The sequence below is a fragment of the Solidesulfovibrio magneticus RS-1 genome (assembly GCF_000010665.1).
GTDB classification, from domain to species: Bacteria; Desulfobacterota; Desulfovibrionia; order Desulfovibrionales; family Desulfovibrionaceae; genus Solidesulfovibrio; species Solidesulfovibrio magneticus.
The window spans coordinates 5,010,922-5,034,985 of record NC_012796.1; the positions used below are offsets into that span (position 1 = coordinate 5,010,922).

The window sequence follows — 24,064 nt, forward strand, 5'->3', positions numbered from 1 at the left end:
GTCCTCCAAATATCCGAGCCAAGGCGGACCGTCGCATGAAGCTGCGCCCCGACATTCCAGACGCCCTGTACAAACGGTCGCTGTTCTCCTGGGTCTGGACCAGCAATTTGAAGCTCCAGGGCATCCTGCTCATCATCATCGTGGTCACCGTGGCCGTGCGGGTGCTGCCCCTGGAGATGCAAAAAAAGATCATCAACCAGGCAATATCGCTCAAGCGCCTGGATCTGCTCCTCATGTACTGCGGCTACTATCTGGCCTGCGTGGTGGCCGCCTCGGGGCTTAAGCTCGCCATAAACGCCCTGCAGAACTACATCGGCCAACAGTCGCTCACCGACCTGCGCAAGCAGCTCTACGCCCACATCTTAAAACTCCCCATGTCGTTTTTCCGCAAGGCCTCGCCCGGCATGGTGGTCTCCTCGCTCATTGCCGAGGTGGCCAACACCGGTGAATTCGTGGGCCAGGCCATTGCCGTGCCCGTCACCAACGTGCTGACGCTGTTCGCTTTCGCCGGCTACCTCTTCTATTTGAACCCCCTCATGGCCGTCATCAGCATGGCGCTTTATCCCATCGCCATCCTGGTCATCCCGGCCCTGCAAAAACGGGCCAACGCCGCCAACAAGCAGCGGGTGGACACCGGCCGCCAGCTCTCGACGCTCATCAGCGAAACCGTTTCCGGCATCCACGAAGTCCACGCCAACGCCAGCTTCCGCCTGGAAAACAAGCGCTTTGGGGCCATGGCCGACAAGCTCTTCAAGGTGCGCGTGGTCTGGAACCTGTATAAGTTCGCCATCAAGGTCTCCAACAACTTTTTCCAGAACCTCGGCCCCTTCGTGCTGTTTCTCGTGGGCGGCTATCTGGCCATAAACGGCCGCTTCGACCTCGGCGCGCTGGTGGCTTTTCTCTCGGCCAACGAGAAGCTCTACGATCCCTGGAAGGAGCTGATGGATTTCTACCAGACCTACCAGGACGCCTCGGTCAGCTACGAGCGCATCATGGAATATTTCCAGGGCGACCCGGAGTTCATCGAAGAACCGGCCGACCCGCGCCCGCCCCTGGTCCTGGCCGGGGCGTTTTCGGCCAACAATCTGGTGATGGAAGTGCCGGGCGGCATCCAACTCTTAAAGGGCGTGTCCCTGGACATCGCGCCGGGCGAACTCACGGCCCTGGTCGGTTTTTCCGGCTCGGGCAAGTCCACCCTGGCCCTTTGCCTGTGCCAGAACCTCAAATACACCGGCGGCCAGGCCACCTTTGACGGCAACGACATCGACGCCCTGCCCAAGTCCGACATCGCCGACAACATGGGCGTGGTGTCCCAGCATCCCTTCATCTTCGAAGGCACCATCCGGGCCAATCTGCTCTATTCCATCAACGCCCGGCGCGAGGCCCACGGCGTCACGGGCGAGGACGGCCTGCCCACGGTGGACGAGATCATCGCCGTGGTGCAGCAGGTCGGGCTTTTTGCCGACATCCTGCGTTTTGGCCTCAATTCGGTCTTCAAGGAAGGCAAAAAGGAAAATCTCGTCAAGAAGGTGGTGCGGGTGCGCGAGGCCTACCATGCCGGCCACGCCGAGAGTCTGGCCGACTGGGTCGAATTTTTCGATCCCACCCAATACCTCTACTACAGCAGCGTGGCCGAGAACATCGTCTTCGGCACGCCCAACCGGGACGATCTGGCCCCGGAGAATCTGCCGGCCAATCCGTTTTTCATCGGCTTCCTCCACGACGCGGGCCTGAAGATGCTGCTGGTCCAGACCGGGGCCGAGCTGGCCGCCCGCACCGTGGACATCTTGAAAGACGTGCCCTCCCCGGACGCCACCTTTTTCGAGCAATCGCCCATCACCGTGGACGAGTTCGAGGCCTACCGCGATCTGGCCGGGCGGCTGGGCCGAGTGCGGCTGCACAAGCTCTCCCCCGAGGACGAGCGGCTGCTCCTCACCCTGGCCCTGCGTTTCACCCCGGGCAAACACACCATCGTCGGGCTGTCCCACATCCTGGAGGGCCTGCTGCTCCAGGGCCGGGCCATGTTCGCCGAGCGCGTGGCCTCGGACCTGCCGGGCGCGGTGACGTTCCTGCGCCGCAAGGATTATCTCTATTCCATGACCGTCATGGACAACATCCTGTTTGGCCGCCTGAAAACCACCAGCGCCAAGGTGGTGGACCAGATCCAGAAGACCATCGTCAGCCTGCTCATCGAAGAGGACATGCTGGAGCGGGTGTTGGAAATCGGCCTCGACTTCCAGGTCGGATCCATGGGCGACCGCCTGTCCGGCGGCCAGCGCCAGAAGGTGGCCCTGGCCCGGGCGTTTCTCAAGGAACCGCCGGTGCTCATTCTCGACGAGGCCACGGCGGCCCTGGACAACGCCTCCCAGGCCCGCATCCAGAACCTGCTGGAAAACAAGTGGCGGGGGCGCTCCACGGTCATCGCCGTGGTGCACCGGCTGGACACCATCAAGAACTACGACAAGGTGGCGGTCATGAAGGCCGGCCGCATCGTCGAGGTCGGTTCCTACGCCGATCTCATGGACAAAAAGGGGATGCTCTATGAGCTCGTCTACGGAGCGGCCGCAAGGGCCTAACCTGGCGGCCTGCGGGTTCAACGACCATCTGGACCTGTTGCGGGAGTTGCCGATCTATAACGGCGTGCCCTTGGACGTGGTGAAGGTGCTGGCCTACCTGTCCACGGCCGAAAGCTTTTCGGCCGGCGAATCGCTGTGCGACCAGGGCGAGGCGCTCGACCGGTCGTTTTACGTGCTGTGCGGCGAGGTGCACGTGCTGCGCCACGTCGAGGGCTGCGACGCGCCCATGCTGACGCGCGGCCCGGGCTTTTTCTTCGGGGGCCTGGGGCTCCTGGCCTCGGCCAAGGCCCTGTACACGGTTCGCGCGGCCGCGCCGACCCAGTGCCTCACCCTGTCCAAGGAGAAGTTTTTGAAAACGGCCGAGCGTTTTCCGGACATCCTGCCCAAGATCCTGCACAACGTGGTGGCCCACGTGTTCCGCTGGGAAGAGGCGTTTTTGACCGCCCACGCCGAGGAATGCGCCGCCCGGGGCAACGAGATGGGGCTGAGTCTGTTTTAAGCTCCGGTTAATCGCTTCATCCTCTGAAGCGATTTAGCCGCGCAATCGCTTCACGGGCCGGTCTGGCAGCGGGGAAACGCCGTTTGTCAGACCGGCTTTTGCGTCAGGAACACCACGGAATTATAGCGCAAAAAGCCGCCCTTTTCGCCGGCTTTCCAGGCCGCTTCGTAGAGGGCGTGGAGGTCGCCGTCGATGATGCCCGGCATCTCGGAGGGCTTGTAGAAGGCCACATGGCTGGCCACGATGGTGGGCTGGCCGCGTCCGGTCAGCAATTGCGGCAGGTCGTCGCCGAAATCCGTCACCACAAGCGACCCTCCCTGGTGCACCGGATCGCCGTGGTGCACCGGCGGCAGCACGTCCACCCGGCCCGACGCGCTAAAGCGCACCCGCGCGGTGGTGGGGTGGCCCTCGTTTAAGGGCACGGTGAAGACATGGCGACCGCCCGGAGCCAGCACCCGCCAGACCTCGGCGAAAGCCCGCCAGGGATCGGCCACATGTTCGAACACGTCCTGGGTGACGACCAGATCGAAGGACGCGTCGGGAAAGCTCAGGCGCTCCAGGTCCTCGCAGCGTAGCCCCGACTGGTCGCAGGACCCGGGCTGGGCCAGCTCGGGCACGTATTCCGAACAGACATAGCCCGGCAGGCAGCGCAAGCGGTCATGGAGCGGGCCGGCCGCCTGGGCCTCGAACACCCGCCAGCCCATCATGGCCGGCAGGGCCTCGGGCAGCCGCCGGGCCGGCTCGCCGGCGGCCAGCTGGGCCACCACCCGGGCCAGGTCGCGGGTGCGGCGGCTGGCCCGGCAGGACGAGCAGCGCGTTTCGCGCAGGCTGAAACCGGGCTTGATCGGCGAAAAAACCGCCTTCTGACCGCAGACCGAGCACAACCCGTCGGTCTCGAAGACATTCCATTCCCGGCATTTGGCTTCCGCGTCCATGGCGTTTCTCCCTCGCGCCGGTTCAGCCGACGCATTCCCTCGCCTGCCGTCCTCGCTCAATCCTTTCCCCCGCTTGTGGCGCCCCCGCCCGCCACAGACAGCCAGGGGGGCCGGGGGGATAATCCCCCCGGCGGGTCCAGGGCAGCGCCCTGGCAGCGTTCTGCTCGTGTCGCGTCCACGAAAAGCGCATCTGGCACTTCGCAGACAACGAACTAAAACCATTACTTTTTCTTAAAAAATACTCTCGTATTTTTTAAGGGGCGCGCCACTAGATGGCCGGGTCGAGAAGCAGGTTGTCGCGGTGCACGGCTTCTTCGTAGGCGGCTTCGCCGAGCACCTGGGCGATGCGCGTGCTTTTGAGGCCCATGATTTTGCGCAGATCGCCGGAAGCGTAGTTGCACAGCCCCAGGGCCACGACTTCGCCGGACACCGCCGCCACCCGCACCATGGAGCCCACCGGGAACTCCCCGGCCACGTCCACGATGCCGGCCGGCAGCAGGCTTTTGCCCTTGTCCTTGAGCGCCCGCACCGCGCCGTCGTCCACGGTGAGCGTGCCTTGGGGCTCATGGTGGTAGGCCAGCCAGAACTTGCGCCTGGTGATGGGCTTGCAGCCCGAGACGATAAAGGTGCCCACGCCCTCGTCGCCAAAGGCCTGGGTGAGCGCCCCGTCCTCGCGGCCGGCCAGGATCAGCGTCGGCACGCCGAGCTGGGCCACGCGCCGGGCCGAGAGCAGCTTGGAATACATGCCGCCGGTGCCCAGCGTGGTCTTGGCCCCGCACATGGCGTCAAGGTCGAGGTCGGCGATGTTGTCGATGCATTCCATGGGCTTGGCTGCCGGGTTCTCGTCCGGGTTTTCGGCGAACACGCCCCGGGCCGAGGTCAGGTTGACGAAGAGATCGGCCCCCACCGTGCCGACGAGCAGGCCGGCCAGGCAATCGTTGTCGCCGTAGACCAGTTCGGAGATGGCCACGGAGTCGTTTTCGTTGATGACCGGCACCGCGCCGAGATCGAACAGCGTGGACAGGGTGTTGCGCAAGTTGAGGTAGCGCTCGCGGTTGTCCAGGTCGTCGCGGGTGAGGAGCACCTGGGCGGCGATTCGGCCGTGGCGGGAGAATTCCTGGTCATAGGCGTGCATGATGCGGCTTTGGCCGATGGCCGAGGCGGCCTGCCGGTGGGGCAGAAACGACGGATCGTAGCGCCCGGCCAGCACGGCCCGGCCGGCGGCCACCGCGCCGCTGGAGACCAGCAGCACTTCGCGCCCCGAGGCCACCAGTTCGGCGATCTGGCGGGCCAGGGAGGCAATGACCAGGGATTCCACGCCATCCGGGCCGGCCAGGACGGCGCTGCCGACCTTGATGACCACCCGGCGGGCCTGGGACATGACTTGCCGGCGCTTCTCGCGCCAGTCGCTCTGGGCCATGGGCCCTCCTTCTCGCTTGGCTGGCGGGGCTGCCCGCCGGGGAATGACGACGCGGCGCGTCGCCTTGTTGGTTACGACTTTCAGGCCTTTTCATCGGCAATGACGCCGCGCGCCAGCTCGACCTGGGCATCCACCCGCGCCCGGGCCGCTCCCTCGGGACCGCTGGCCGCCCCGTGGCGGGCGGCAAAAGTGGCGTCGGCCGCGCCGGCGTCGGCGGCGGTCTCCTTGATCACCCGGTCAAGCCAGGGCTTGTACTCGGGGATCACGGGCAAAAGGGGCGGCAACGGCTTGGGCGTGTCGGCCATGGGGCGGCTCCCTGCCTTGGGGCGTTGCTCTCTTCTACAACCTCGCCCGCCCCCCGGCAAGGCGGGGCCGGGCCGCTTTTCAAACCGGGCCGGCGCTGCTAGAGCTTGGGCCGGGAGGATTTGTCGTGCGCATACGGATGTTGGAGCTTTTGACCGGCGCGGCCGAGGCTTCGGGCCTGGCCGTGGTCATCGACGTGTTTCGGGCCTGCACCGTGGCCTGCCACGCCCTGGGCGGCGGCGCGGCGCGCATTCTTCCCGTGGACAGCATCGAGGAAGCCCTGGCGCTAAAGGCTGCCCTTCCCGAGGCCATTTTGGCCGGGGAGCGGCAGTGCATAAAGCCCGCCGGCTTTGACTGCGGCAACTCGCCCAGCGAACTGGCCGCCTTCGACCTGGCCGGGCGCACGGTCATCCACGCCACCAGCGCCGGCACGCGGGGCATCGTCGCGGCCATGGGCAGCGCGGACCGGGTCATCACCTGTTCGTTCGCCAACATGGGAGCCACGGCCCGGGCCATCGCGGCGGCCAACCCCGAGGTCGTCTCCATCGTGGCCATGGGCAAGGCCGGCCTGGCCCCGGCCCCGGAAGACAAGTTGTGCGGCATGTACCTGGCCAACCTGCTCCAGGACGTGCCCAACGCCTTTGCCGCCATCCCCAAATTTTTGCGCGGCACGGCCAGCGCCGAAATATTTTTTGGCGACACGGCCATCGTGCCCGAAGCCGATTTCGACCTGTGCCTGACCCTTGACGCCTTCGACTTTTTCATCGAAGCCGTGCGCGACGACAACGGCCGGCTGACGCTCACGCGCCGCGACGCGCCGCCCGTCCCGGACAAGCCCGACATGCCGGCCCAAGCCTAACCGCGACGGTCGGATAAAGCAGTACGGACGCCGTCACGGAAAAGACCGGGCGCACAGGAGCACACACGGCATGTTGAGCAAGGCGTCGATGCAGGAAGAGCAGTTTTTCGCTGTCTCGCCCATGATGATCTTCCCCCAGACCCTGGGCCGGTTTCGGGTCTACATCCGCCAGGCCGGCCGGTTCGTGCTCTACGCCGCCGAAAACGAACAATTCACTCCGCGCCATCGCCAAAAGCTCCACGACGCCGGCGTGACCGAAGTCTACATCCGGGGCGAGCAGCGCCCGGATTTCAACCACTATATCGAAAAGCACCTGCCGCAAATCCTCACCGACGAAAAAATACCCGTGCCCGAGCGGGCCAAGGTGCTCTACGGCACGGCCGAATCCGTGGTGCGCGACGTGTTCGAAACCCGCCTGCCCAAGGGCCTGGGCAAGCGCGAATACTCCCGGGTCGTCAGCCTGGTGGAACGCGCCCTGGAATTTCTGGCCTCCAACGAATCCCTGCGGGCCATCGCCGCCCTGACCTCCCACGACTATTCGGTGCATACCCACAACGTGCAGGTCTTCGTCTACACCGCCGCCATGCTGCAAACCATGAAGGTCGACGAATACACCATGGTCCAGGCCGGCATCGGCGCGCTGCTCCACGACATCGGCAAGACCCGGGTGCCCAACGAAATCCTGTCCAAACCCGGTCCCCTGACCCCGGACGAACGGCTGGTCATCAACACCCACCCGGTCAAGGGCGTGGCCCTGTGCCAGGACGCCGGGCTGACCCCCACGGCCATGCAGGGCATCCTCCTGCACCACGAGCGGGTGGACGGCTCGGGCTACCCCGGCGGCCTCACCGACACGCTTATCCCCGACCACGTCAAGGTGCTGACCGTGGCCGACGTCTACGACGCGCTCACCAGCAAACGGCCCTACGCCGAGGCCCTGCCGCCCTTCCAGGCGCTGCGCCTCATGCGCGAGGAGATGTCCAACCACTTCGATATGGACGCCTTCAAGCGGCTGGTGCTCATCTTAAGCGACGCCAAAATGGTGTAAGGAGACGGCATGGCCTTTTTCTCGCGCATCAAATTCGAGGCCGCCCCGGTCAAGGGCGTCACCTGCCCGGACTGCGGCGGCGTCCTGGTCTTCGAACGCTCCTGCCTGGCCGTCATGCTGGCCTGCCGGGGCTGCGGCAAACGCCACGATCCGGCCCGCTTCGCCGCCCAGCTCGGCGACGACATGGACGAAGTGTACGCCAATGTGCCGATGGATAGAATGTAGTTGAGATGGAAGACGAAGAGGGAAGAATGCCTCCGGCGGCCAAAGGGGCTGAGCCCCTTTGGAAACCCCGTATGGGGTGAGGGAGGTTGGTGGATTTCAAACGGGCGGAAGGGCCGGCAAGGAGGGCGATATGGCGGCAGGCGTGTGGGATGGCCTCGACAAGGACCGGGTGGCCAAGGCCATGGTCACGGCCTTTTTGAGCGACGAATATTTGGAAGCCCTGGCGGCGGTCAACAACGCCGAGAACCCGGCCGAGCTGGCGGCGGCGCGGACCCAGATCAAGGACCTCATGGTCCTGTGGCGCGAGGAAGCGCCGGAATACGCCTTCGTCATCGACGCACTGTATATCTTCTCCGAGAAAATACAGCTGCAGCTGACCGGAGAGACGGGCTAGCAAGCCCTTGACGCCCCCCGGCTCCCGTGACTATGGTGGCCTTCCCAAAGGGGAGTAGCTGTTTCGGGCAGGGTCAACATCACTGCGGCACGTCAGCCGCCTGGCCCTGTCGTCGGTCCCTCGGAACCGATCGGCGAGACCTTTGGCATGCCTACGCGTGCCAAGGTCTTTTTTTTGGCCGCGTCAACACCGAGGAGATTCCATGAAAAAACTGCTTCCTCTCTACATTGCCGTGGCCGCCACCCTGCCGGGGCTTTTCTGCTTCCTGCTTTCCGTCCACCCCTCACCGCCGGCCACCGCCGCCATCGCCGGCGCGGCCATCCTGGGCGCGTCGTTTCTGCTCCTGTGGGCCTGCGACGTGGCCCAAAACGACATCCCGCAAGCCCTGGCCCTGGCCGTTGTGGCGCTCATCGCCGTTTTGCCCGAATACGCCGTGGACATGTACTTCACCTGGATGGCCGGCAAGAACCCGGATTCCGACTACGCCCACTTCGCCATCGCCAACATGACCGGGGCCAATCGGCTGCTGATCGGCGTGGCCTGGAGCCTGGTCGCTTTCCTGATCTGGTGGCGTACGCGGAAGCCCGTCATCCTGGAGGGCGAACGCCGCACCGACGTGCTGTTCCTGGGCCTGGCCACGGCCTACGCCATCACCATTCCCCTGTCCGGGTCGCTGACCTGGGTGGACGGCGCGGTGCTTATCGGCCTCTACGTCGTCTACATCGCCATTGTCGCCCGGCGCGAATGCGAGGAACCCGAGCTTGAGGGCGTGGCCTGCGTCATCGGCGCGCTGCCCAAGGGCCTTCGCCGCCTCTCGACGCTCGCCCTGTTTCTTTTCGCCGCCGGCGTCATTGTGGCCAATGCCGAGGCCTTTAGCGAGGGCCTCGTCGCCACCGGCCGCATCTTCGGGGTCAACGAATTCCTGCTCGTCCAGTGGCTAGCCCCCATCGCCTCGGAAGCCCCGGAGGTCATCGTGGCGGTCATGTTCGCCCTGCGCGGCATGGGCGGGCTGGCCCTGGGGAGCCTTATTTCCTCCAAGCTCAACCAATGGACGCTCTTGGTCGGCATGATCCCCGGCGTCTACGGCGTGTCGTCGGGCAGCTTTGCCGTGCCCATTCCCTTGGACGGCGTGCAGATGCACGAGATCATGCTGACCGCCGCCCAGTCCCTGCTGGCCGTGGGCCTGCTGGCCGGCCTGCGCCTGGACATCCGGGGCGCGCTGCTCCTTTTCGGCCTGTTCCTCGGCCAGTTCCTGGCCCCGGCCGTGCCGGAGGCCTTCTGGAACCTCTTCCCGGGCCACCTCGACGGCAACGAAGTACACTTCCTCTTCACCTTCCTGTACATCGGGGTCTTCGCCCTCATGCTGCCGCGCACCGGCCGCCACCTGCTGGCCCTTGTCCGCCCCGCGCGCCACAGCGCCTCTTGACGCCGGGCCGGCCCGGCCCTATGGAACCCGCCCGCCCCGGAGCAGCCCTCCGGGGCGGGAACCGCCGCCAGGAGGTCCGCCGCCATGGACCAGACGTTTGCCCTGCCCATCTACCTCGACCTGTTCGCCGTGTTCCTCATGGCCGCCACCGGGGCCATCGAGGCCATCCGCCGCGAGTTTGACCTCGTGGGCCTGCTCGGCCTGTCCTTTGCCACGGGCGTGGGCGGGGCGCTTATACGCGACGGCATCTTCCTCCAGGCCGGCGTGCCGGCCGTGGTGCGCAATCAGGACTATCTCTACGCCGTGGCGGCTGCTGCCGTGGCTTGCCTCATCTTCGGCCGCCGGGCGGTGTTGTCCGAGCGGTTCGTGGCCCTGGTCGACGCCGCCGCCCTGGGGGCTTACGCCGTGGTCGGCATGGAAAAATCCCTGGCCTTTGGCCTAGATTTCGCCCCGGCCGTGCTGGTGGGCACGGTCAACGCCTGCGGCGGCGGCATCCTGCGCGACGTGCTCATGCGCGAGGAGCCCATGGTGTTTCGCCCGGGCCAGTTCTACGGCCTGGCCGCCCTGCTCGGCTGCCTGACTTACCCCTTCCTGCGCCAGACCTTCGGCCTGCCGCCGCTCACCTCGGCCCTGGTCACCATCGCCTTCACCTTTTTGCTGCGTGTGCTGGCCATCACCCGCAACTGGCGCACCGTCCCCGTGCGCGACCATGGCCTGTTTCGCCGCCGCAATCCGCCCGTGGCTTGACGCCGCCTCCCCGGCCGCGTCTATAAAGGATGAGGGTCCGCAACCGGCGGCCCCATCCGCAAGCCAGGGGGAATGTCCGTGAAACGACCCATCACCACGCTTTTGTGCGACGTCGGCGGCGTCATGCTCACCAACGGCTGGGACCGGCAGGCCCGGGCCGAGGCGGCCAAGCGCTTCGGCCTGGACGCGGCCGAGACCGACGAACGCCACCACCTCACCTTCGACGCCTACGAAGAGGGCAAGCTCTCCCTGGACGAGTATCTCGACCGCACGGTGTTTTACGCGCCGCGTGCCTTTGACAAGGCGACCTTCCGGGATTTCATGCTGTCGCGCTCTGCGCCGCTGTCCGACATGCTGGCCTATGTGCGCGGACTCAAGGCCAGGCACGGCATCCGCATTGTCGTCGTCAACAACGAAGGCCGCGAACTCAACGAGTACCGCATCCGGGCCTTCGGCCTGGGCTGTTTTGTCGACGCCTTTGTGTCCTCGTGCTTTGTGGGCATGCGCAAGCCTGACGCCGGCATTTTCCGCCTGGCCCTGGACGTGGCCCAGTGCGACCCGGCCGACGCGGTCTACATCGACGACCGGGCGCTTTTCGTGGAAGTGGCCGCAACCCTGGGCGTTCGCGGCGTGGTCCACCGCGACGCGGCCTCCACGGCCCGGGAGCTGGAGGCCATGGGCGGTTTCGCCGCCGTCTGCCTCGGCGGCGAGGGCTGAGGCCCGCCGCCCGGATTCAGGGGACAGCCGCCGACGCGTGATTCCTGACGCCCTTGAGCGCAGGCGCGGCGGACCGACTCAATATGGCCCCGGCCACTCGGACGCGGCCCATGGAGCTGACGCCGGGCCCTGGGCCGGCGCGTTCGCCGGCCCGGCCGGGGCTTCCCAGCCCTGGCTATTTCCGGTACGAGGCGGGGGTAAATTCCTGCGGCCCTGGGCCGGAGTTTCCCAAGGAGTCACGAACATGACCAAGATCGCCATTCCCTCCCGCGACGGGCAGGTGGACGAGCATTTCGGCCACTGCGGCTATTTCACGGTGCTGACCATCGGCCCGGACAAGGCCGTCGTCGCCGAGGAGACCTTTTCCCCGCCGGCCGAGTGCGGCTGCAAGTCCAATCTGGTCAACGACCTGCTCGCCATGGGCGTCACGGCGCTTGTCGCCGGCAACATGGGCCAGGGCGCGGTCAACAAGCTGCGCCAGTCCGGCATGACCGTGGTGCGCGGCGCGTCCGGCCCGGTCCATGAGGCGGCGGCGGCCTATCTCGCCGGAACCCTCAAGGACCGCGACGAACTGTGCATGGCCCACGGGCACAACTGCTTAGACGATTAGCGCCAACGCCAGATTTCGACGCAACGAACGGGGAGCCGCGGAAACGGGGCTCCCCGTTCTCGTCTGTGTCTCCGCGTTGCTGCTGCGGTCCTGAAGCCCGCAGCCAGCGGGTCATCCGCGGCCGGCCCCTCTCCCTGGCCGTCACGCCGAACCTGCCGGCGGTCACCGCGTCGCACTACGGTCTGTTCCGTTCCCTCGGCCCGGGACTGCCGAGCCGGCCTTCACCTCCCGGACCGCCGGCAACAGCCAATTCCGCCTCCAACAGACTGTCGTAGCGCGCAGTCGATCCGACGACCGGACGCCTCCAACAGCGCCTCCGAACACTGGCCTGGAGAAATTGTTTCATGTCCTTGCCGCGGCTCATTCTCACTTCAAAGACAAAATACAGCGGCCGCAAAATTCACACACGCTAAAATGAAACTGACAATCACCTGCATCATCTTCAATGATTTTGAATGTCATTGGCATAATAATATTTTTCTTGCGTATACGAAGAGAAGATGTAGAGCTTGAAAATCATCATTTCCTGTAAACATGAACGAGAAGGGCCATTGTGAAATCAATTCATGCTTTCTTGGGCCTAGCCTTTTTTCTCATCGCTTGCCTCCTGTGCGCTGGCCGGGCAGAGGCGCAGGATTCATGTAAATTGTATCGTATTGATTCCGTGAAGGATTGCAGCCTTGACAGTTACCCCGTCACAACAAATGGCACACCCATCGGCAAAATCCGGGCAGCCAAGGACGAGCGCACCCAACTCTGTCAAGTCTCCGTCTGCATCGAACAGCAATATACCGATCTTTTTGACAAAAACACTTTTGCCTATCTGACGGACAAATCGCTTGCCATCTACAGGCTTTGGCCATCGCCCACCAAGCTCCAGGAGAACGACGGCATCAAAGGTTTTACGAGCGTGACCGGAGCGCTGACCTATGTGGCAGAAACGATCCCGAGGATCGTGGAGGAGATCGTTCGGGAATTATTGTCAAATGTTCTTGAAGCAGTGTTTGGAAAAATGGTCGACGACGTAACAAGGCCACCGCAAAAGGTATGAAGCAGGCGGTAAAAAGCACGAGGCTTGCCCCATGGTTATCAGAAGCGTTATGATCCATCTAGTCTGTGTTGCAACCATGTTCCTCAACCCAACGTTTTCTCTGGCCGGTCGCCATTTTGAAAATGGCAACGGATACGGACAGTCCCAGGACTGGTCCCCCAAACACGGGAAACGCCATCAGGGTGGCCGCGCCGAGGCGTTTGTTGCGAACGACACGTATGTCGCGGCCTGCGGCGGGTGTCATTGGGCCTACGTGCCGCAACTCCTGCCTCGTGCGTCTTGGGAAACCATCCTGGCCCAGTCGGAGGATCACTTCGGCAATGCGCTCGCCCTGTCGCCGCAGGACAAAAGCGTTCTGTCCGGATATTTGTCGGCAAACGCAGCGGATGCGACATCCCTGAAACTCGGCCGAAAAATCATGCGCAGCCTCAACGGCGTCGCACCGCTGCAAATCCGAGCGATTCCCTACATCCTCCACAAGCATCAGGGCATTTCCCCGGCGGTGTTCTCGCGCAACAGCATAAATTCCCTGGCCAATTGCATCGCCTGTCACCCAGGGGCGGCAAGCGCCCGCTTCGACGACGACAGCGTCGTTATTCCGGCCCAGTGACGCGCCATGGCCTAGCCGGAAAACCCTATGCCGATACAGGCTGGCATAACGCCAGCCTATCGAGCGCCCCAGCGGTCCTGGCGGTCTCCCCCGACAGGCGTCGCTGTCCAGGTGCAAGCGAACGTCGTCGTTTCGTACGCCGCCAGCGAAGCAGCCCATCCGGCAACGAACCACAACCCTTGGACCGGAAATTTTCATTGCGCCGCCGCAAGAGCCTCGAAAAAAGATCAATAATATCAGATATTTTTGCCATGCGCGGTTGACCAGAAGCCTCCTTGGAACGTTCCTAATTCCCTCAAGCCCCCCGTATCTCACTTCTTTTTGCCTCGATTGACTCTTTGGCCGCATCCTCGCATATATGCTGCGACGTTGGCGTTGGCCCGCCCCGCTCCAGGCGGCGGCGGGCAGCCGTAAGAGGGAATCCGGTGCAAGTCCGGAACTGCCCCGCAGCGGTAAGCGAAAACGAACCCCGCAACCAGGCACTGGGCGACATCCGCCCGGGAAGCCGCGGGAACTAGGAAACCGGCCCACACCGGGCCGACGCGTTCGCAAGTCCGAACACCTGCCGACGCCCGCCGGACGCACCCGTCCGGCGCATGAACCAGGGAGCCTCGCGGGAGGGCTGCCCGGCCTGCCGTTTCGCGCCACGCGTTTTGCGGCCGCCGTCGCCCCTCCCCTGCCCGACGACAGTCCTGCCCAGGGAGAAACGCATGTCCGAGCCGATGGAACACGGCAATTTGGCCCTTACCCCCACCTCCGACCGCCACGACGCCGTCGACGCCGCCGTCGACCAGCCCGTAGTGGCCGCCATCCCCTCGCGCATCCGCAAGCGCGACGGCCAGATCGTCACCTTTGACGCCGACAAGATCCTGTCCGCCGTCCGCCGCGCCGGAGCCGCCACCGGCGAATTCGGCGAGGACGAGGCCTGGCTGTTGACCGCCCAGGTGGTCAAGGTCCTCTCCCACCGCTTCATCGGCCAGATCCCGGACATCGAACGCATCCAGGACATCGTCGAGCAGGCTTTCGTCTCGGCCAACCATTTCCGGACGCTGCGCGCCTACTCCGTCTACCGCGAACAGCGCGCCCGCCTTCGCGAAGACAAAAAGACCGTGGTGGACGTGGCCGCTTCCATCAACGAATACCTCGACCGCCAGGACTGGCGCGTGGCCGCCAATGCCAACCAGGGCTATTCCCTGGGCGGGCTTATCCTGAACGTCTCGGGCAAGGTCGTGGCCAACTACTGGCTCTCCCACGTCTACCCGCCCGAAGCCGGCGCGGCCCACCGCGACGGCGATCTCCATATCCACGATCTCGACATGCTTTCGGGCTACTGCGCCGGCTGGTCCCTGCGGATGCTCTTGAGCGAAGGCCTTAACGGCGTGCCCGGCAAGGTGGAAGCCAAGCCGCCCAAGCACCTCTCCAGCGCCGTGGGCCAGATCGTCAATTTCCTCGGCACGCTGCAAAACGAATGGGCCGGCGCCCAGGCTTTTTCCTCCTTCGACACCTACATGGCTCCGTTTATCCGCAAGGACAACCTGGGCTATGAGGAAGTGCGCCAGTGCATCCAGGAGCTGATCTATAACTTAAACGTCCCGTCGCGCTGGGGTACCCAGACGCCGTTTACCAACCTCACCTTCGACTGGACCTGCCCCGAGGATCTGGCCGGCGACCATCCGGTCATCGGCGGCGAGGAGATGCCGTTTACCTACGGCGAACTGCAAGCCGAAATGGACATGATCAACCGGGCCTACATCGAGGTCATGACCGCCGGCGACGCCAAGGGCCGCGTGTTCACCTTCCCCATCCCGACCTACAACATCACCAAGGATTTCCCCTGGGAATCGCCCAACGTGGACATCCTGTTCGAGATGACGGCCAAGTACGGGCTGCCCTACTTCCAAAACTTCCTCAATTCCGACCTGACCCCGGGCATGGTGCGCTCCATGTGCTGCCGGCTTCAGCTCGACCTGCGCGAGCTGCTCAAGCGCGGCAACGGGCTTTTCGGCAGCGCCGAGCAGACCGGGTCCGTGGGCGTGGTCACCATCAACTGCGCCCGCCTGGGCTTCACCCATCGCGGCGACGAGACCGCCCTGCTCGCCCGCCTCGACGCGCTGCTGGAGATTGCCCGCACCACCCTTGAGATCAAGCGCAAGGAGATCACCCGCCGCATGGACGCCGGGCTTTTCCCCTACACCAAGCGCTACCTGGGGTCGCTACGCAACCACTTCTCGACCATCGGCGTGAACGGCGTGAACGAAATGATCCGCAACTTCACGAACGATGCCGAGAACATCGCCACCGAGGCCGGCCACGCCATGGCCGTGCGCCTGCTCGACCACGTGCGCGCCCGCATGACCGAGTTCCAGGAGCAGACCGGCCACCTCTACAACCTCGAAGCCACCCCGGCCGAAGGCACCACCTACCGCTTCGCCCGCGAGGACAAAAAGCGCTACCCGCGCATCCTTCAGGCCGGCCCGGCAGAGAAGCCCTACTACACCAACTCCTCCCAGCTGCCCGTGGGCTTCACCGACGATCCCTTCGAAGCCCTCTCCCGCCAGGAAGAGCTCCAGCGCAAATACACCGGCGGCACGGTGCTCCACCTCTACCTCGGCGAGCGCGTAACCAGCGCCGAGGCCTGCAAGAAGCTCGTCAAACGGTCGCTGTCCGGCTTCGCCCTGCCCTACGTCACCGTGACGCCGACGTTCTCCATCTGCGACGTCCACGGCTACCTGACCGGCGAACACGAGACCTGCCCGACCTGCGCCGCCGAAGGCCGCACCCAGGCCTGCGAAATCTGGACCCGCGTCATGGGCTACTACCGGCCCAAGTCGGCGTTCAACGTCGGCAAGCAGGGCGAGTACGACGAGCGGGTTTGTTTTAAGGAACCGAAGGATCATTAAGAATAAGACCAAGATGCCTCCGGCGGCCGGGAGGGGGGCACCCCCTCCCGGACCCTCCCGACAGGAGGGATCACGTGACGGCGCGGTTGTGGCGATGGGCCATGGCCGCGCCGTTTGCGTTGGCCCGGCCTTGCGCGCCGCCGCCGACAGGGCTAAGGGACGCGACATGAACGGTCTTATCATCGGCGGCGTCACGCCGCTCTCCACCCTCGACTTTCCCGACGCCCTGGCCGCGGTCATCTACTGCCAGGGCTGCCCCTGGGGCTGCCCCTACTGCCACAACGAACCGCTGCGCGAAATCACCGACGCCGTGGAGCACGACAGCGCCTCGGTGCTGGCCTGGCTCGAAGGCCGCAAGGGCCTGCTCGACGCCGTCGTCTTCTCCGGCGGCGAACCCACGCTCCAGGACGGGCTGGCCGACATGCTGGCCGCCGTGCGCGCCATGGGCTTCCACACCGGCCTGCACACCACCGGCATGTTCCCCAAGGCGCTTTCCGCCGTGCTGCCCCTGTGCGACTGGGTTGGCCTCGACGTCAAAGCCCCCCGCGCCGCCTATGACCGCATCGCCGGGGTGGCCGGCGGCGGCGAGGCCGCCTTCGAAAGCCTGGCGCTCATCCTCAAAAGCCGCGTGCCCTTCGAGACCCGCACCACCTGGCATCCCGGGCTGTTGACCGAAGACGAGCTGACCACCCTGGCCGGGGAACTGGCTGCCGCCGACGCCGGCCGCTGGGTCATCCAGGCCTTCCGCCCCGACGGCTGCGCCGACGCTGATCTGGCCGCCGCCGGGCCGGCCGTGTTCCCGACCGACCTCGTCGCCCGCCTCCAGGCCGCCGCGCCGCGTTTGACTATTACGACAAGAGTTTAGGAGAGGGCGGGGGATGCCTCCGGCGGCCGGGGTCTGAGGCCCCCGGACCCCCCAAATGGGGGTAAGGGATGAGCGGGAGAAGGATGTGGACGATCTGTTTGTGACTTCAAGGGTGAGCATCCCCCTGGCGGAGATTGATTATATCGCCGCCCGCAGCGGCGGTCCCGGCGGCCAGCACGTCAACACCACCAGCTCCAAGGTGACGCTGCTGTTTGACCTCGACGCTTCGCCAAGCCTCACCGAGGCCGACAAGGCGCGTATCCGCGAGGCGCTTACCGGCCGCATCGGCAAGGACGGCGTGCTGCGCGTGGTTTCCCAGACCAGCCGCAGCCAGTTCGCCAACAAGGAAATCGCCCTGGAACGCTTCGCCGCGCTGCTGCGCGAGGCGCTGACCCCCCGGCCGCCCCGCCGCAAGACCCGGGCCACCCTGGCCTCGAAACTGCGCCGCCTGGACGACAAGAAGCGCCAAGGCGAACGCAAGCGCCAGCGCCGGGACCTCGGCGACTGAACCACCTCCCTCACCCTCGCGCCTTGACGCCCGGCCGCGCCCTGGGCTAGGGGAAGCCAGACTTCCGCCATGGCGGCAGCGCCGCCAAACGCCTGATCCGGAGCACCCCCGCATGTCCTCACTGGAACACAAGCGCCAGAAATCCTCTTTTTGGCTGTCCGCCAGCCGCGACCAAGCTCGCGACACCGGCATGGCCCTGACCCTGGTCGCGCTCATCGTCTTTTTCGTCACCCGGGAAATCCGCTACGTGACCATCGCCACGGCCATCCTGTTGCTGGACATGATCTGGCCGTCCTTTTTCAAGCCCCTGGCCAAGGTCTGGTTCGGCCTGTCCCATGTGCTTGGCACGGTCATGTCCAAGGTGATCCTGACCCTGACGTTTTTTGTGGTGCTCACGCCCATGGGCCTGCTGCGTTCCCTGCTCGGCAAGGACCCCATGCGGGTGCGCCAGTTCAAGCAGGGCACGGACTCCGTGTTCCGGGTCCGCGACCACACCTTCACGGCCGCCGACGTCGAACAGCCGTTTTAACCATCGGCCCAAGGCCGCTCTGACATCACTCCCGCGCCCCGCGCGGGTCCACTTGGAGGCGATATGGAATTTCTGCGTGAACTCTGGGGCTTTTTGCGGGTGCGCAAAAAATTCTGGCTGCTGCCCATCATCCTGGTGCTGCTGCTGTTTGGCGTGCTGGTGGTCCTGACCAGCGGCTCGGCCGTTGCCCCGTTCATCTATACGCTCTTCTAGGCCGCGCCCCTGGCGCAAGAACGCAGGCCGCTTGCTGCCCGCAAAGCGCCTCAGGCGTTTATCGACAACGCGACAAGAGCCCCGGAAAGGGTCGCGCGCCAACCGCGCCCGGCCCTTCCCCGCGCCTCTTTCACCCCCCTGGGCCGCCTGGCCGCCCCAGGGGACGCAACCCCGCCGGGACAGCACATGGCCGAATACATCCTGGGTTTATCCGCCTATTACCACGACTCCGCCGCGGCGCTGTTGCGCGACGGCGTGGTGGTCGCCGCCGCCCACGAAGAGCGGTTCACCCGCAAGAAGCACGACGCGGATTTTCCACGCCAAGCCGCCGCCTACGTGCTGGCCGAGGCCGGTATCGATCTGGCCGACCTGTCGGCCGTGGCTTTTTACGACAAGCCCTATCTCAAGTTCGAGCGCCTGCTCGAAACCTACCACGGCTTTGCCCCAAGCGGCCTGCGCAGCTTCCTTTCGGCCATTCCGGTGTGGATCAAGGAAAAGCTGTTCATGAAAAAGATGCTGCGCGAGGAGCTGGCCGAACTCGGTCCGGGCAAGCCGCGTCTGCTTTTTCCCGAACACCACCTGTCCCACGCCGCCTCGGCCTTCTACCCCTCGCCCTTTGACGAGGCCGCCATCCTCACCATCGACGGCGTGGGCGAATGGTCCACCACCACCATCGGCGTCGGGCGCGGCAAGGACATCACCTTCCTGCGTGAGCTCGATTTCCCCCATTCCGTGGGCCTGCTCTACTCGGCCTTTACCTACTACTGCGGCTTCAAGGTCAATTCCGGCGAATACAAGCTCATGGGCCTGGCCCCCTACGGCATCGAAGGCTCGGAGAGGGTCGAGGACTACAAGGCCAAGATCCTTGGCGAACTGGTGGACCTGCGCGAGGACGGCTCGCTGCTCCTCAACATGGCCTATTTCAATTACGCCACCGGCCTGACCATGTGCCGCGACCGCAAGTGGGAGGCGCTTTTCGGCCTGCCCCGCCGGGCCGCCGAGACCGAACTCGGCCAGGAGCACATGGACATGGCCCTGGCCATCCAGCAGGTCACCGAAGAAGTGGTCCTGCGCCTGGCCAAAACCGCCCGCACGCTCACCGGCTGCAAAAACCTCGTCATGGCCGGCGGCGTGGCCCTTAACTGCGTGGCCAACGGCAAGCTGCTGCGCGAGAACATCTTCGACGACGTCTGGATTCAGCCGGCCGCCGGCGACGCCGGCGGAGCGCTTGGCGCGGCCCTGGCCGCCTGGCACATCCAGGGCGGCCACGAGCGCACGCCGCTGCCGGCCGGCTGCCGCGACCGCATGGAAGGCTCCTACCTCGGGCCGCAGTTCACCCGGGCCGACGCCCTGCGCCTGGCCGCCCGTCGCGAAGCGCCCCACATGCTCTACGAGGACTTCGACGCCCTGTGCGCCCAGGTCGCCGACCTGCTGGCCGACGGCAAGGTCGTGGGCTGGTTCCAGGGCCGTATGGAATACGGCCCCCGGGCCCTTGGCGGCCGCTCCATCCTGGGCGATCCGCGCAATCCCGAGATGCAGAAAAAGCTCAACCTCAAAATCAAATACCGCGAAGGCTTCCGGCCCTTTGCCCCGTCGGTGCTGGCCGAGGCCGTGTCCGAATGCTTCATCCAGGACCGCCCCTCGCCCTACATGCTGCTGGTGGCCCCGATAGCGCAGGCCCTGCGCCATCCCCTGCCTGACGGTTACTGGCAAAAGCCCATGTTCGACCGGCTCTACGTCAACCGCTCGACCCTGCCGGCCATCACCCACGTGGACTTCTCGGCCCGCATCCAGACCGTGCACAAGGACACCAATCCCCGCTACCACCGCCTCATCGAAACCTTCCGCGACCGCCACGGCTGCCCGGTGGTGGTCAACACCAGCTTCAACGTGCGCGGCGAACCCATCGTCTGCACCCCCGAGGACGCCTACCGCTGCTTCATGCGCACCGAAATGGACTACCTCGTGGTCGGCGACTGCCTGTTTGGCAAGGACGACCAGCCCGAATACGCCGAATCCGGCGACTGGCGCGGGGAATACGAACTGGATTAAGGCAAGGACGAAGAGAAAAGATGCCTCCGGCGGCCGGGGGGCTAAGCCCCCCGGACCCCTTGGCTGGGCGCGGTCGGTCGGGTGGTGCCGCGTCGGCGGGCGGAAGAATAGGGCGGCTGGAATCAGGCTTGGTCTTGGGGCGGAAGCCGCCCCAAGACCAAGCCTGATTCCAGCCGCCAACTCGCCAAAAATGGCCCCGAAGCGGGGCCATTTTTATTGTCATGCGCCAATCTGTAGCCGGGGGAGCCCCCATGGAAAGTTTTTGGGGAAGGAGGAGGCGCGGGGGAGGAAACCCCTTTTTTCAAAAAGGGGTTTCCTCCCCCGCATCATCTACTTGCACAGCCATAAAGCGGCGCGGTCGATGCCGCGCAGGATCTTGAGGCTGGTGGTGGCGAAGATGTGTTCCAGGGACGACGGCTTGTGGCTGGTGCGGCCGATGGCCACGGCGGCGTATTTGCCTTCGTTTGCTTCGTGCAGGATGGTGCGGGCCGGGTTGGCGGACGTCATCACCTTGAGGGCAATGCGACCGTCGTCCACGCCGTTGGCCTTGATCTCGGCCAGGGCGCGGCCGAAGATCTGTTCGGCGTCGATGCAACGGTCATCGCCGCAGACATGGAGCAGGGTAATGTTGTGGTCGGGTTCGTTGCGGACCATGAAGCCGGCGTGGTCGGCCACGCGCATGCACTCCTCGGAGCCGTCCACGCACACCAGCACGTTCTTGCGGCCCCGTTCGGGATTGCGGCAGATCCAGATGGGGAAGGTCAGCGATTCCCACAAAATGCGATGGGAGATGGAATCCGTGACCATCTCCTCGAACCAGGACAGGCCGCGCCGGCCGAGCACGGCCGCGTCATAGAGGCCTTCCTCGGATTCGCGCACGATCTCCTTGACCGTGCCGAGCTTGCCGTTGGAAAATTTCACCGCCACCTGATCATCGCGAAATCCCATGGAGCGCAGCCATTCCTTGGCCTTGGCCATGGCCGGCACGCCGTGGACGGCCTTGTCGTGCTCGATGTGCACGATGGCTTCGGGATTGGCCTCAAGGTCGATGGGGTCAAGTCGCCAATCGGGTTTGCGCGGCACGACGTAGAACAGCGTCAGCTTGAGTTCGCTGCGGTTGGTGAAGAAATTATGCACGAAACGCAGGCTTTGCGACGTGTGGTACTCGTCGCTGACGGTCACCAGCAGATGTTTGTCCATGGCCTGGCCCCCTGGGCGAGATGTCCCGTGGGATGCGGGTTGCGCCAAAACGGCCGGAGGCGTCCGCCGACGGTGACGAGGGCGAGCGGCCCATGGAATCCCGTCATGATTGCGGCGTGTTGCCTTCCCGTCCCGAAAGCCGTTTCCAGTGCTCCGGTTTGTGCAAAACACACGGGCGGTTATGATTTATGGCATAAAACATCTTGCGCCGGCTTGAAAAGGGGATATTCTCCTCTGCGAGGTTGATTATCAACCTCAAGGAGAAGGCTGATGGATACGTTGATTGTTGTCGTGATCGTGGCCGTAGCGGCCTGGTACGTGGTGCGGAAGTTTTTCGGGAAAAAGGGCGGTTCGTGCGGTTGCGGCTGTTCCGGCGGCGGCTGCTCCGGCGGTGGCGGGGCGGGGCCGGACAAATCGTCGTGCTGCGAGCCGGGGAAACGGCTGTAGCGCCGGGCGGTCCGGCCACCCCTTTCGTTTCCCTCACGGGCCGGCCTGACGTTGACGTCAGGCCGGCCCACGTGTTTAGAAGCTCTCGAAATCGCTGTCCTCGCCTTTCTCGGCCAGTTCGATGCGCGCGCCCTGGGTGGCTTTCTTGCCCGGAGCCAGGGCAGGCCTGGCCCGGCCCGGCATGGCCCGGCGCGACGACGCGGGCGGAGCATGCCGAGGCAGGTCGATCTGGAAAAAGGCGATGGTGGCCCGGAGCTGTTCGGCCTGGCCGGAAAGCTCCTCGGCGGTGGAGGCCAGTTCCTCGGAGGAGCTGGCGTTTTGCTGCACGGTCTGGTCGAGCTGCTGCAAGGCTTTGTTGATCTGGACCACGCCGGCGCTTTGTTCCTGGCTGGCGGCGCTGATTTCCTGGACCAGATCGGCGGTGCGCTGGATGTTGGGCACGAGTTGGGCTAAAAGCCCATTGGCGGCCACGGCCACCTCGGTGCTGTCCTTGGCCAGGTTGGTGATTTCCGAGGCGGCCTGCTGGCTGCGTTCGGCCAGCTTGCGCACCTCGGCGGCCACCACGGCGAAGCCGCGTCCGTGTTCGCCGGCCCGGGCCGCTTCCACGGCGGCGTTTAAGGCCAAGAGATCGGTCTGACGGGCGATTTCCTCAATAATATTGATCTTGCCGGCAATTTCCTTCATGGCGGCCATGGTCTGGGTCATGGCTTCGCCCGAGGCTTTGGCATCGCGGGCGGCGGCGGCGGCGATGGCTTCGGTCTGGCGGGCGTTTTCGGCGTTTTGCTGGATGCCGGCGCTCATTTCCTCCATGGACGAGGACGACTGTTCCACGGCGGCGGCCTGTTCGGTGGCCCCTTGGGAAATGGCCTCGGCCGAGGCCGAGAGTTCCTCGCTGCCGGCGGCCACGTTGTCGGCCCCGGCTTGCAGGTCGATGGCGATGCCGGTCAGGGCGTCGATCATTTTGCCGAAGGCTTCGAGCAGGATGTCGTTTTCCGAGCGTTTGGCCACGGCCACCCGCAGGTCGCCGTCGGCGATGCGGCCGGCCTGTTCGGCCACTTCCCGTTCCGAGGCGGCCAGCTTGGCCATGGAGAGGAGCAGGCTGTCCTTGGGTCCGCGCGGGGAAAGATCGGCCGAGAGGTCGCCCCGGGCCATGTGCCCGGCCTGTTCGGCCACTTGACGTTCGGAGTCGGCCACCAGCCGCAGGGCGTCGGCCAGCCGGCCGAGTTCGTCGCGCTGGCGCACCTCCAGGCTTTGTTCCAGATCGCCCTGGGCCAGGGCCTGGGCATAGGCGATGCCGGCGGCCAGGGGCTTGGTGATGCCCCGGGCGGTCAGCACGGAGACGATGAGCGCAAGCACGGTCCCCAGGGCGGTCAGGCCGATCAGCACGCGGGTGGACATGGCGCGTTCGGCGTCAAAGGCCGCGTCGCCGGCCAGATTTTCCTTGGCCAGGGAGTCGGCGATGGCGCCCAGGGGTTTGAGGGTGGCCTCGCGCAACTCGTCCGCCTGATGGTCAAGCTCGCGCACTTCGGTTTCCAGGGCTGCGACAGGCTCGTTTTTGGCCTGGGCCAGGACGATGGCTTCCAGGCGAGGAAGCATCTTTCTTTCAAAAATATCGAGGTATTCTTTGTAACTCTCCGAGAACTGGGCAGCCAGTTCCCGTTCCTCGGGCGTGTCCACCAGGGCCGTGACGGCGCGGATGTCGGCTTTGCCCTGTTCCCTGGCCTTGGCGAAGTCCTGGCGGGTGGCGGCCAGGTCGCGGTTGATCTGGGCGTCGCCGATGACGGCGTAGAGATTGCTCACCCGCAGGGACACGTCCATGACGGCCTTGCTGTCCTTGGCGCGCTGCGCGCCCTCGTCCTGGATCACGCCCAGATGCTCCATGGTCTGGGCCTGTTGCAGGGCCAAGGCGATGAAAATGGCGATGACCAGG

24 protein-coding genes and 1 riboswitch are annotated in these 24,064 nt (G+C 65.2%); of the genes, 19 read left to right on the forward strand and 5 right to left on the reverse strand.

Annotation, left to right across the window (positions count from 1 at the left end):
* Nucleotides 1–35: 35 nt before the first annotated feature.
* On the forward strand, nucleotides 36–2,576 hold the full coding sequence (locus DMR_RS20830) for an ABC transporter ATP-binding protein/permease (protein ID WP_015863026.1): 2,541 nt from the start codon (nucleotides 36–38) through the stop codon (nucleotides 2,574–2,576).
* Complete coding sequence (locus DMR_RS20835; protein WP_015863027.1) at nucleotides 2,542–3,075, forward strand: cyclic nucleotide-binding domain-containing protein; 534 nt, start codon at nucleotides 2,542–2,544, stop codon at nucleotides 3,073–3,075. The genes DMR_RS20830 and DMR_RS20835 overlap by 35 nt, the downstream gene beginning before the upstream one ends.
* 86 nt (nucleotides 3,076–3,161) lie before the next feature.
* Here the strand turns inward: DMR_RS20835 and DMR_RS20840 are convergent, their stop codons facing one another.
* The 3 genes from DMR_RS20840 to DMR_RS20850 form a co-directional block, all read right to left on the reverse strand.
* The gene (locus DMR_RS20840; protein ID WP_015863028.1) at nucleotides 3,162–4,010 is read right to left on the reverse strand and encodes a class I SAM-dependent methyltransferase; all 849 of its coding nucleotides are present in this window, start codon (nucleotides 4,008–4,010) and stop codon (nucleotides 3,162–3,164) included.
* 268 nt (nucleotides 4,011–4,278) lie between these two features.
* Nucleotides 4,279–5,430: a glutamate 5-kinase gene (gene proB / locus DMR_RS20845; RefSeq protein ID WP_015863029.1), complete on the reverse strand. Its 1,152-nt coding sequence runs from the start codon at nucleotides 5,428–5,430 to the stop codon at nucleotides 4,279–4,281.
* Between the two features lie 80 nt (nucleotides 5,431–5,510).
* Nucleotides 5,511–5,735, reverse strand: a complete 225-nt coding sequence (locus tag DMR_RS20850) for a hypothetical protein (protein ID WP_043601302.1) — start codon at nucleotides 5,733–5,735, stop codon at nucleotides 5,511–5,513.
* Nucleotides 5,736–5,860: 125 nt separating this feature from the next.
* Here DMR_RS20850 and DMR_RS20855 point away from each other — a divergent pair, with 125 nt between their 5' ends.
* From DMR_RS20855 to DMR_RS20925, 16 genes are all read left to right on the forward strand, one after another.
* Nucleotides 5,861–6,592, forward strand: coding sequence for a 2-phosphosulfolactate phosphatase (locus DMR_RS20855; protein ID WP_015863031.1), 732 nt, complete (start codon nucleotides 5,861–5,863; stop codon nucleotides 6,590–6,592).
* Between the two features lie 70 nt (nucleotides 6,593–6,662).
* Nucleotides 6,663–7,640: an HD-GYP domain-containing protein gene (locus DMR_RS20860; RefSeq protein ID WP_015863032.1), complete on the forward strand. Its 978-nt coding sequence runs from the start codon at nucleotides 6,663–6,665 to the stop codon at nucleotides 7,638–7,640.
* Between the two features lie 9 nt (nucleotides 7,641–7,649).
* The gene (locus DMR_RS20865) at nucleotides 7,650–7,865 is read left to right on the forward strand and encodes a dual CXXC motif small (seleno)protein (protein WP_015863033.1); all 216 of its coding nucleotides are present in this window, start codon (nucleotides 7,650–7,652) and stop codon (nucleotides 7,863–7,865) included.
* Between the two features lie 130 nt (nucleotides 7,866–7,995).
* On the forward strand, nucleotides 7,996–8,259 hold the full coding sequence (locus tag DMR_RS20870) for a hypothetical protein (RefSeq protein WP_015863034.1): 264 nt from the start codon (nucleotides 7,996–7,998) through the stop codon (nucleotides 8,257–8,259).
* Between the two features lie 202 nt (nucleotides 8,260–8,461).
* Nucleotides 8,462–9,685, forward strand: coding sequence for a sodium:calcium antiporter (locus DMR_RS20875; RefSeq protein ID WP_015863035.1), 1,224 nt, complete (start codon nucleotides 8,462–8,464; stop codon nucleotides 9,683–9,685).
* Nucleotides 9,686–9,769: 84 nt separating this feature from the next.
* Nucleotides 9,770–10,432, forward strand: coding sequence for a trimeric intracellular cation channel family protein (locus DMR_RS20880; protein WP_015863036.1), 663 nt, complete (start codon nucleotides 9,770–9,772; stop codon nucleotides 10,430–10,432).
* Between the two features lie 72 nt (nucleotides 10,433–10,504).
* A complete protein-coding gene (locus tag DMR_RS20885; RefSeq protein WP_015863037.1) occupies nucleotides 10,505–11,149 on the forward strand; it encodes an HAD family hydrolase in 645 nt (214 codons plus the stop codon).
* A 244-nt stretch (nucleotides 11,150–11,393) separates the two neighbouring features.
* Complete coding sequence (locus DMR_RS20890) at nucleotides 11,394–11,759, forward strand: NifB/NifX family molybdenum-iron cluster-binding protein (RefSeq protein WP_015863038.1); 366 nt, start codon at nucleotides 11,394–11,396, stop codon at nucleotides 11,757–11,759.
* 553 nt (nucleotides 11,760–12,312) lie between these two features.
* The gene (locus DMR_RS20895; protein WP_015863039.1) at nucleotides 12,313–12,810 is read left to right on the forward strand and encodes a hypothetical protein; all 498 of its coding nucleotides are present in this window, start codon (nucleotides 12,313–12,315) and stop codon (nucleotides 12,808–12,810) included.
* A gap of 31 nt (nucleotides 12,811–12,841) precedes the next feature.
* On the forward strand, nucleotides 12,842–13,420 hold the full coding sequence (locus DMR_RS20900; protein ID WP_043601304.1) for a dihem cytochrome c: 579 nt from the start codon (nucleotides 12,842–12,844) through the stop codon (nucleotides 13,418–13,420).
* 411 nt (nucleotides 13,421–13,831) lie between these two features.
* A riboswitch (cobalamin riboswitch) is annotated at nucleotides 13,832–13,984 on the forward strand.
* Nucleotides 13,985–14,130: 146 nt separating this feature from the next.
* Nucleotides 14,131–16,320 (forward strand): ribonucleoside triphosphate reductase, encoded by a 2,190-nt coding sequence (locus tag DMR_RS20905; protein ID WP_043601306.1) that lies wholly within the window; start codon nucleotides 14,131–14,133, stop codon nucleotides 16,318–16,320.
* A 166-nt stretch (nucleotides 16,321–16,486) separates the two neighbouring features.
* Nucleotides 16,487–17,185 (forward strand): anaerobic ribonucleoside-triphosphate reductase activating protein, encoded by a 699-nt coding sequence (locus DMR_RS20910; RefSeq protein WP_043602087.1) that lies wholly within the window; start codon nucleotides 16,487–16,489, stop codon nucleotides 17,183–17,185.
* 55 nt (nucleotides 17,186–17,240) lie between these two features.
* Nucleotides 17,241–17,693: an alternative ribosome rescue aminoacyl-tRNA hydrolase ArfB gene (gene arfB, locus DMR_RS20915; RefSeq protein ID WP_015863043.1), complete on the forward strand. Its 453-nt coding sequence runs from the start codon at nucleotides 17,241–17,243 to the stop codon at nucleotides 17,691–17,693.
* 112 nt (nucleotides 17,694–17,805) lie between these two features.
* On the forward strand, nucleotides 17,806–18,222 hold the full coding sequence (locus DMR_RS20920; protein WP_015863044.1) for an SxtJ family membrane protein: 417 nt from the start codon (nucleotides 17,806–17,808) through the stop codon (nucleotides 18,220–18,222).
* A gap of 63 nt (nucleotides 18,223–18,285) precedes the next feature.
* Nucleotides 18,286–18,435: a DUF5989 family protein gene (locus DMR_RS25115; RefSeq protein ID WP_006922045.1), complete on the forward strand. Its 150-nt coding sequence runs from the start codon at nucleotides 18,286–18,288 to the stop codon at nucleotides 18,433–18,435.
* A gap of 186 nt (nucleotides 18,436–18,621) precedes the next feature.
* The gene (locus tag DMR_RS20925; RefSeq protein WP_015863045.1) at nucleotides 18,622–20,487 is read left to right on the forward strand and encodes a carbamoyltransferase family protein; all 1,866 of its coding nucleotides are present in this window, start codon (nucleotides 18,622–18,624) and stop codon (nucleotides 20,485–20,487) included.
* Nucleotides 20,488–20,817: 330 nt separating this feature from the next.
* Here the strand turns inward: DMR_RS20925 and DMR_RS20930 are convergent, their stop codons facing one another.
* A complete protein-coding gene (locus DMR_RS20930; protein WP_015863046.1) occupies nucleotides 20,818–21,687 on the reverse strand; it encodes a universal stress protein in 870 nt (289 codons plus the stop codon).
* Nucleotides 21,688–21,957: 270 nt separating this feature from the next.
* Between DMR_RS20930 and DMR_RS23995 the strand changes: the two genes are divergently transcribed.
* Nucleotides 21,958–22,134, forward strand: coding sequence for a FeoB-associated Cys-rich membrane protein (locus tag DMR_RS23995; protein WP_015863047.1), 177 nt, complete (start codon nucleotides 21,958–21,960; stop codon nucleotides 22,132–22,134).
* A 75-nt stretch (nucleotides 22,135–22,209) separates the two neighbouring features.
* Here DMR_RS23995 and DMR_RS20935 read toward each other — a convergent pair whose 3' ends face one another.
* Nucleotides 22,210–24,015, reverse strand: a complete 1,806-nt coding sequence (locus DMR_RS20935) for a methyl-accepting chemotaxis protein (protein WP_052279042.1) — start codon at nucleotides 24,013–24,015, stop codon at nucleotides 22,210–22,212.
* Nucleotides 24,016–24,064: the final 49 nt, after the last annotated feature.

Bases quoted from the DNA above. Each gene is read 5' to 3' on its own strand.
- DMR_RS20830 (WP_015863026.1), top strand. From the start codon at position 36: ATGAAGCTGCGCCCCGACATTCCAGACGCCCTGTACAAACGGTCGCTG.
- DMR_RS20835 (WP_015863027.1), top strand. From the start codon at position 2,542: ATGAGCTCGTCTACGGAGCGGCCGCAAGGGCCTAACCTGGCGGCCTGC.
- DMR_RS20840 (WP_015863028.1), bottom strand. From the start codon at position 4,010: ATGGACGCGGAAGCCAAATGCCGGGAATGGAATGTCTTCGAGACCGAC.
- proB (WP_015863029.1), bottom strand. From the start codon at position 5,430: ATGGCCCAGAGCGACTGGCGCGAGAAGCGCCGGCAAGTCATGTCCCAG.
- DMR_RS20850 (WP_043601302.1), bottom strand. From the start codon at position 5,735: ATGGCCGACACGCCCAAGCCGTTGCCGCCCCTTTTGCCCGTGATCCCC.
- DMR_RS20860 (WP_015863032.1), top strand. From the start codon at position 6,663: ATGTTGAGCAAGGCGTCGATGCAGGAAGAGCAGTTTTTCGCTGTCTCG.
- DMR_RS20865 (WP_015863033.1), top strand. From the start codon at position 7,650: ATGGCCTTTTTCTCGCGCATCAAATTCGAGGCCGCCCCGGTCAAGGGC.
- DMR_RS20870 (WP_015863034.1), top strand. From the start codon at position 7,996: ATGGCGGCAGGCGTGTGGGATGGCCTCGACAAGGACCGGGTGGCCAAG.
- DMR_RS20875 (WP_015863035.1), top strand. From the start codon at position 8,462: ATGAAAAAACTGCTTCCTCTCTACATTGCCGTGGCCGCCACCCTGCCG.
- DMR_RS20880 (WP_015863036.1), top strand. From the start codon at position 9,770: ATGGACCAGACGTTTGCCCTGCCCATCTACCTCGACCTGTTCGCCGTG.
- DMR_RS20885 (WP_015863037.1), top strand. From the start codon at position 10,505: ATGTCCGTGAAACGACCCATCACCACGCTTTTGTGCGACGTCGGCGGC.
- DMR_RS20890 (WP_015863038.1), top strand. From the start codon at position 11,394: ATGACCAAGATCGCCATTCCCTCCCGCGACGGGCAGGTGGACGAGCAT.
- DMR_RS20900 (WP_043601304.1), top strand. From the start codon at position 12,842: ATGGTTATCAGAAGCGTTATGATCCATCTAGTCTGTGTTGCAACCATG.
- DMR_RS20905 (WP_043601306.1), top strand. From the start codon at position 14,131: ATGTCCGAGCCGATGGAACACGGCAATTTGGCCCTTACCCCCACCTCC.
- DMR_RS20910 (WP_043602087.1), top strand. From the start codon at position 16,487: ATGAACGGTCTTATCATCGGCGGCGTCACGCCGCTCTCCACCCTCGAC.
- arfB (WP_015863043.1), top strand. From the start codon at position 17,241: ATGGGGGTAAGGGATGAGCGGGAGAAGGATGTGGACGATCTGTTTGTG.
- DMR_RS20920 (WP_015863044.1), top strand. From the start codon at position 17,806: ATGTCCTCACTGGAACACAAGCGCCAGAAATCCTCTTTTTGGCTGTCC.
- DMR_RS25115 (WP_006922045.1), top strand. From the start codon at position 18,286: ATGGAATTTCTGCGTGAACTCTGGGGCTTTTTGCGGGTGCGCAAAAAA.
- DMR_RS20925 (WP_015863045.1), top strand. From the start codon at position 18,622: ATGGCCGAATACATCCTGGGTTTATCCGCCTATTACCACGACTCCGCC.
- DMR_RS20930 (WP_015863046.1), bottom strand. From the start codon at position 21,687: ATGGACAAACATCTGCTGGTGACCGTCAGCGACGAGTACCACACGTCG.
- DMR_RS23995 (WP_015863047.1), top strand. From the start codon at position 21,958: ATGGATACGTTGATTGTTGTCGTGATCGTGGCCGTAGCGGCCTGGTAC.
- DMR_RS20935 (WP_052279042.1), bottom strand. From the start codon at position 24,015: ATGGAGCATCTGGGCGTGATCCAGGACGAGGGCGCGCAGCGCGCCAAG.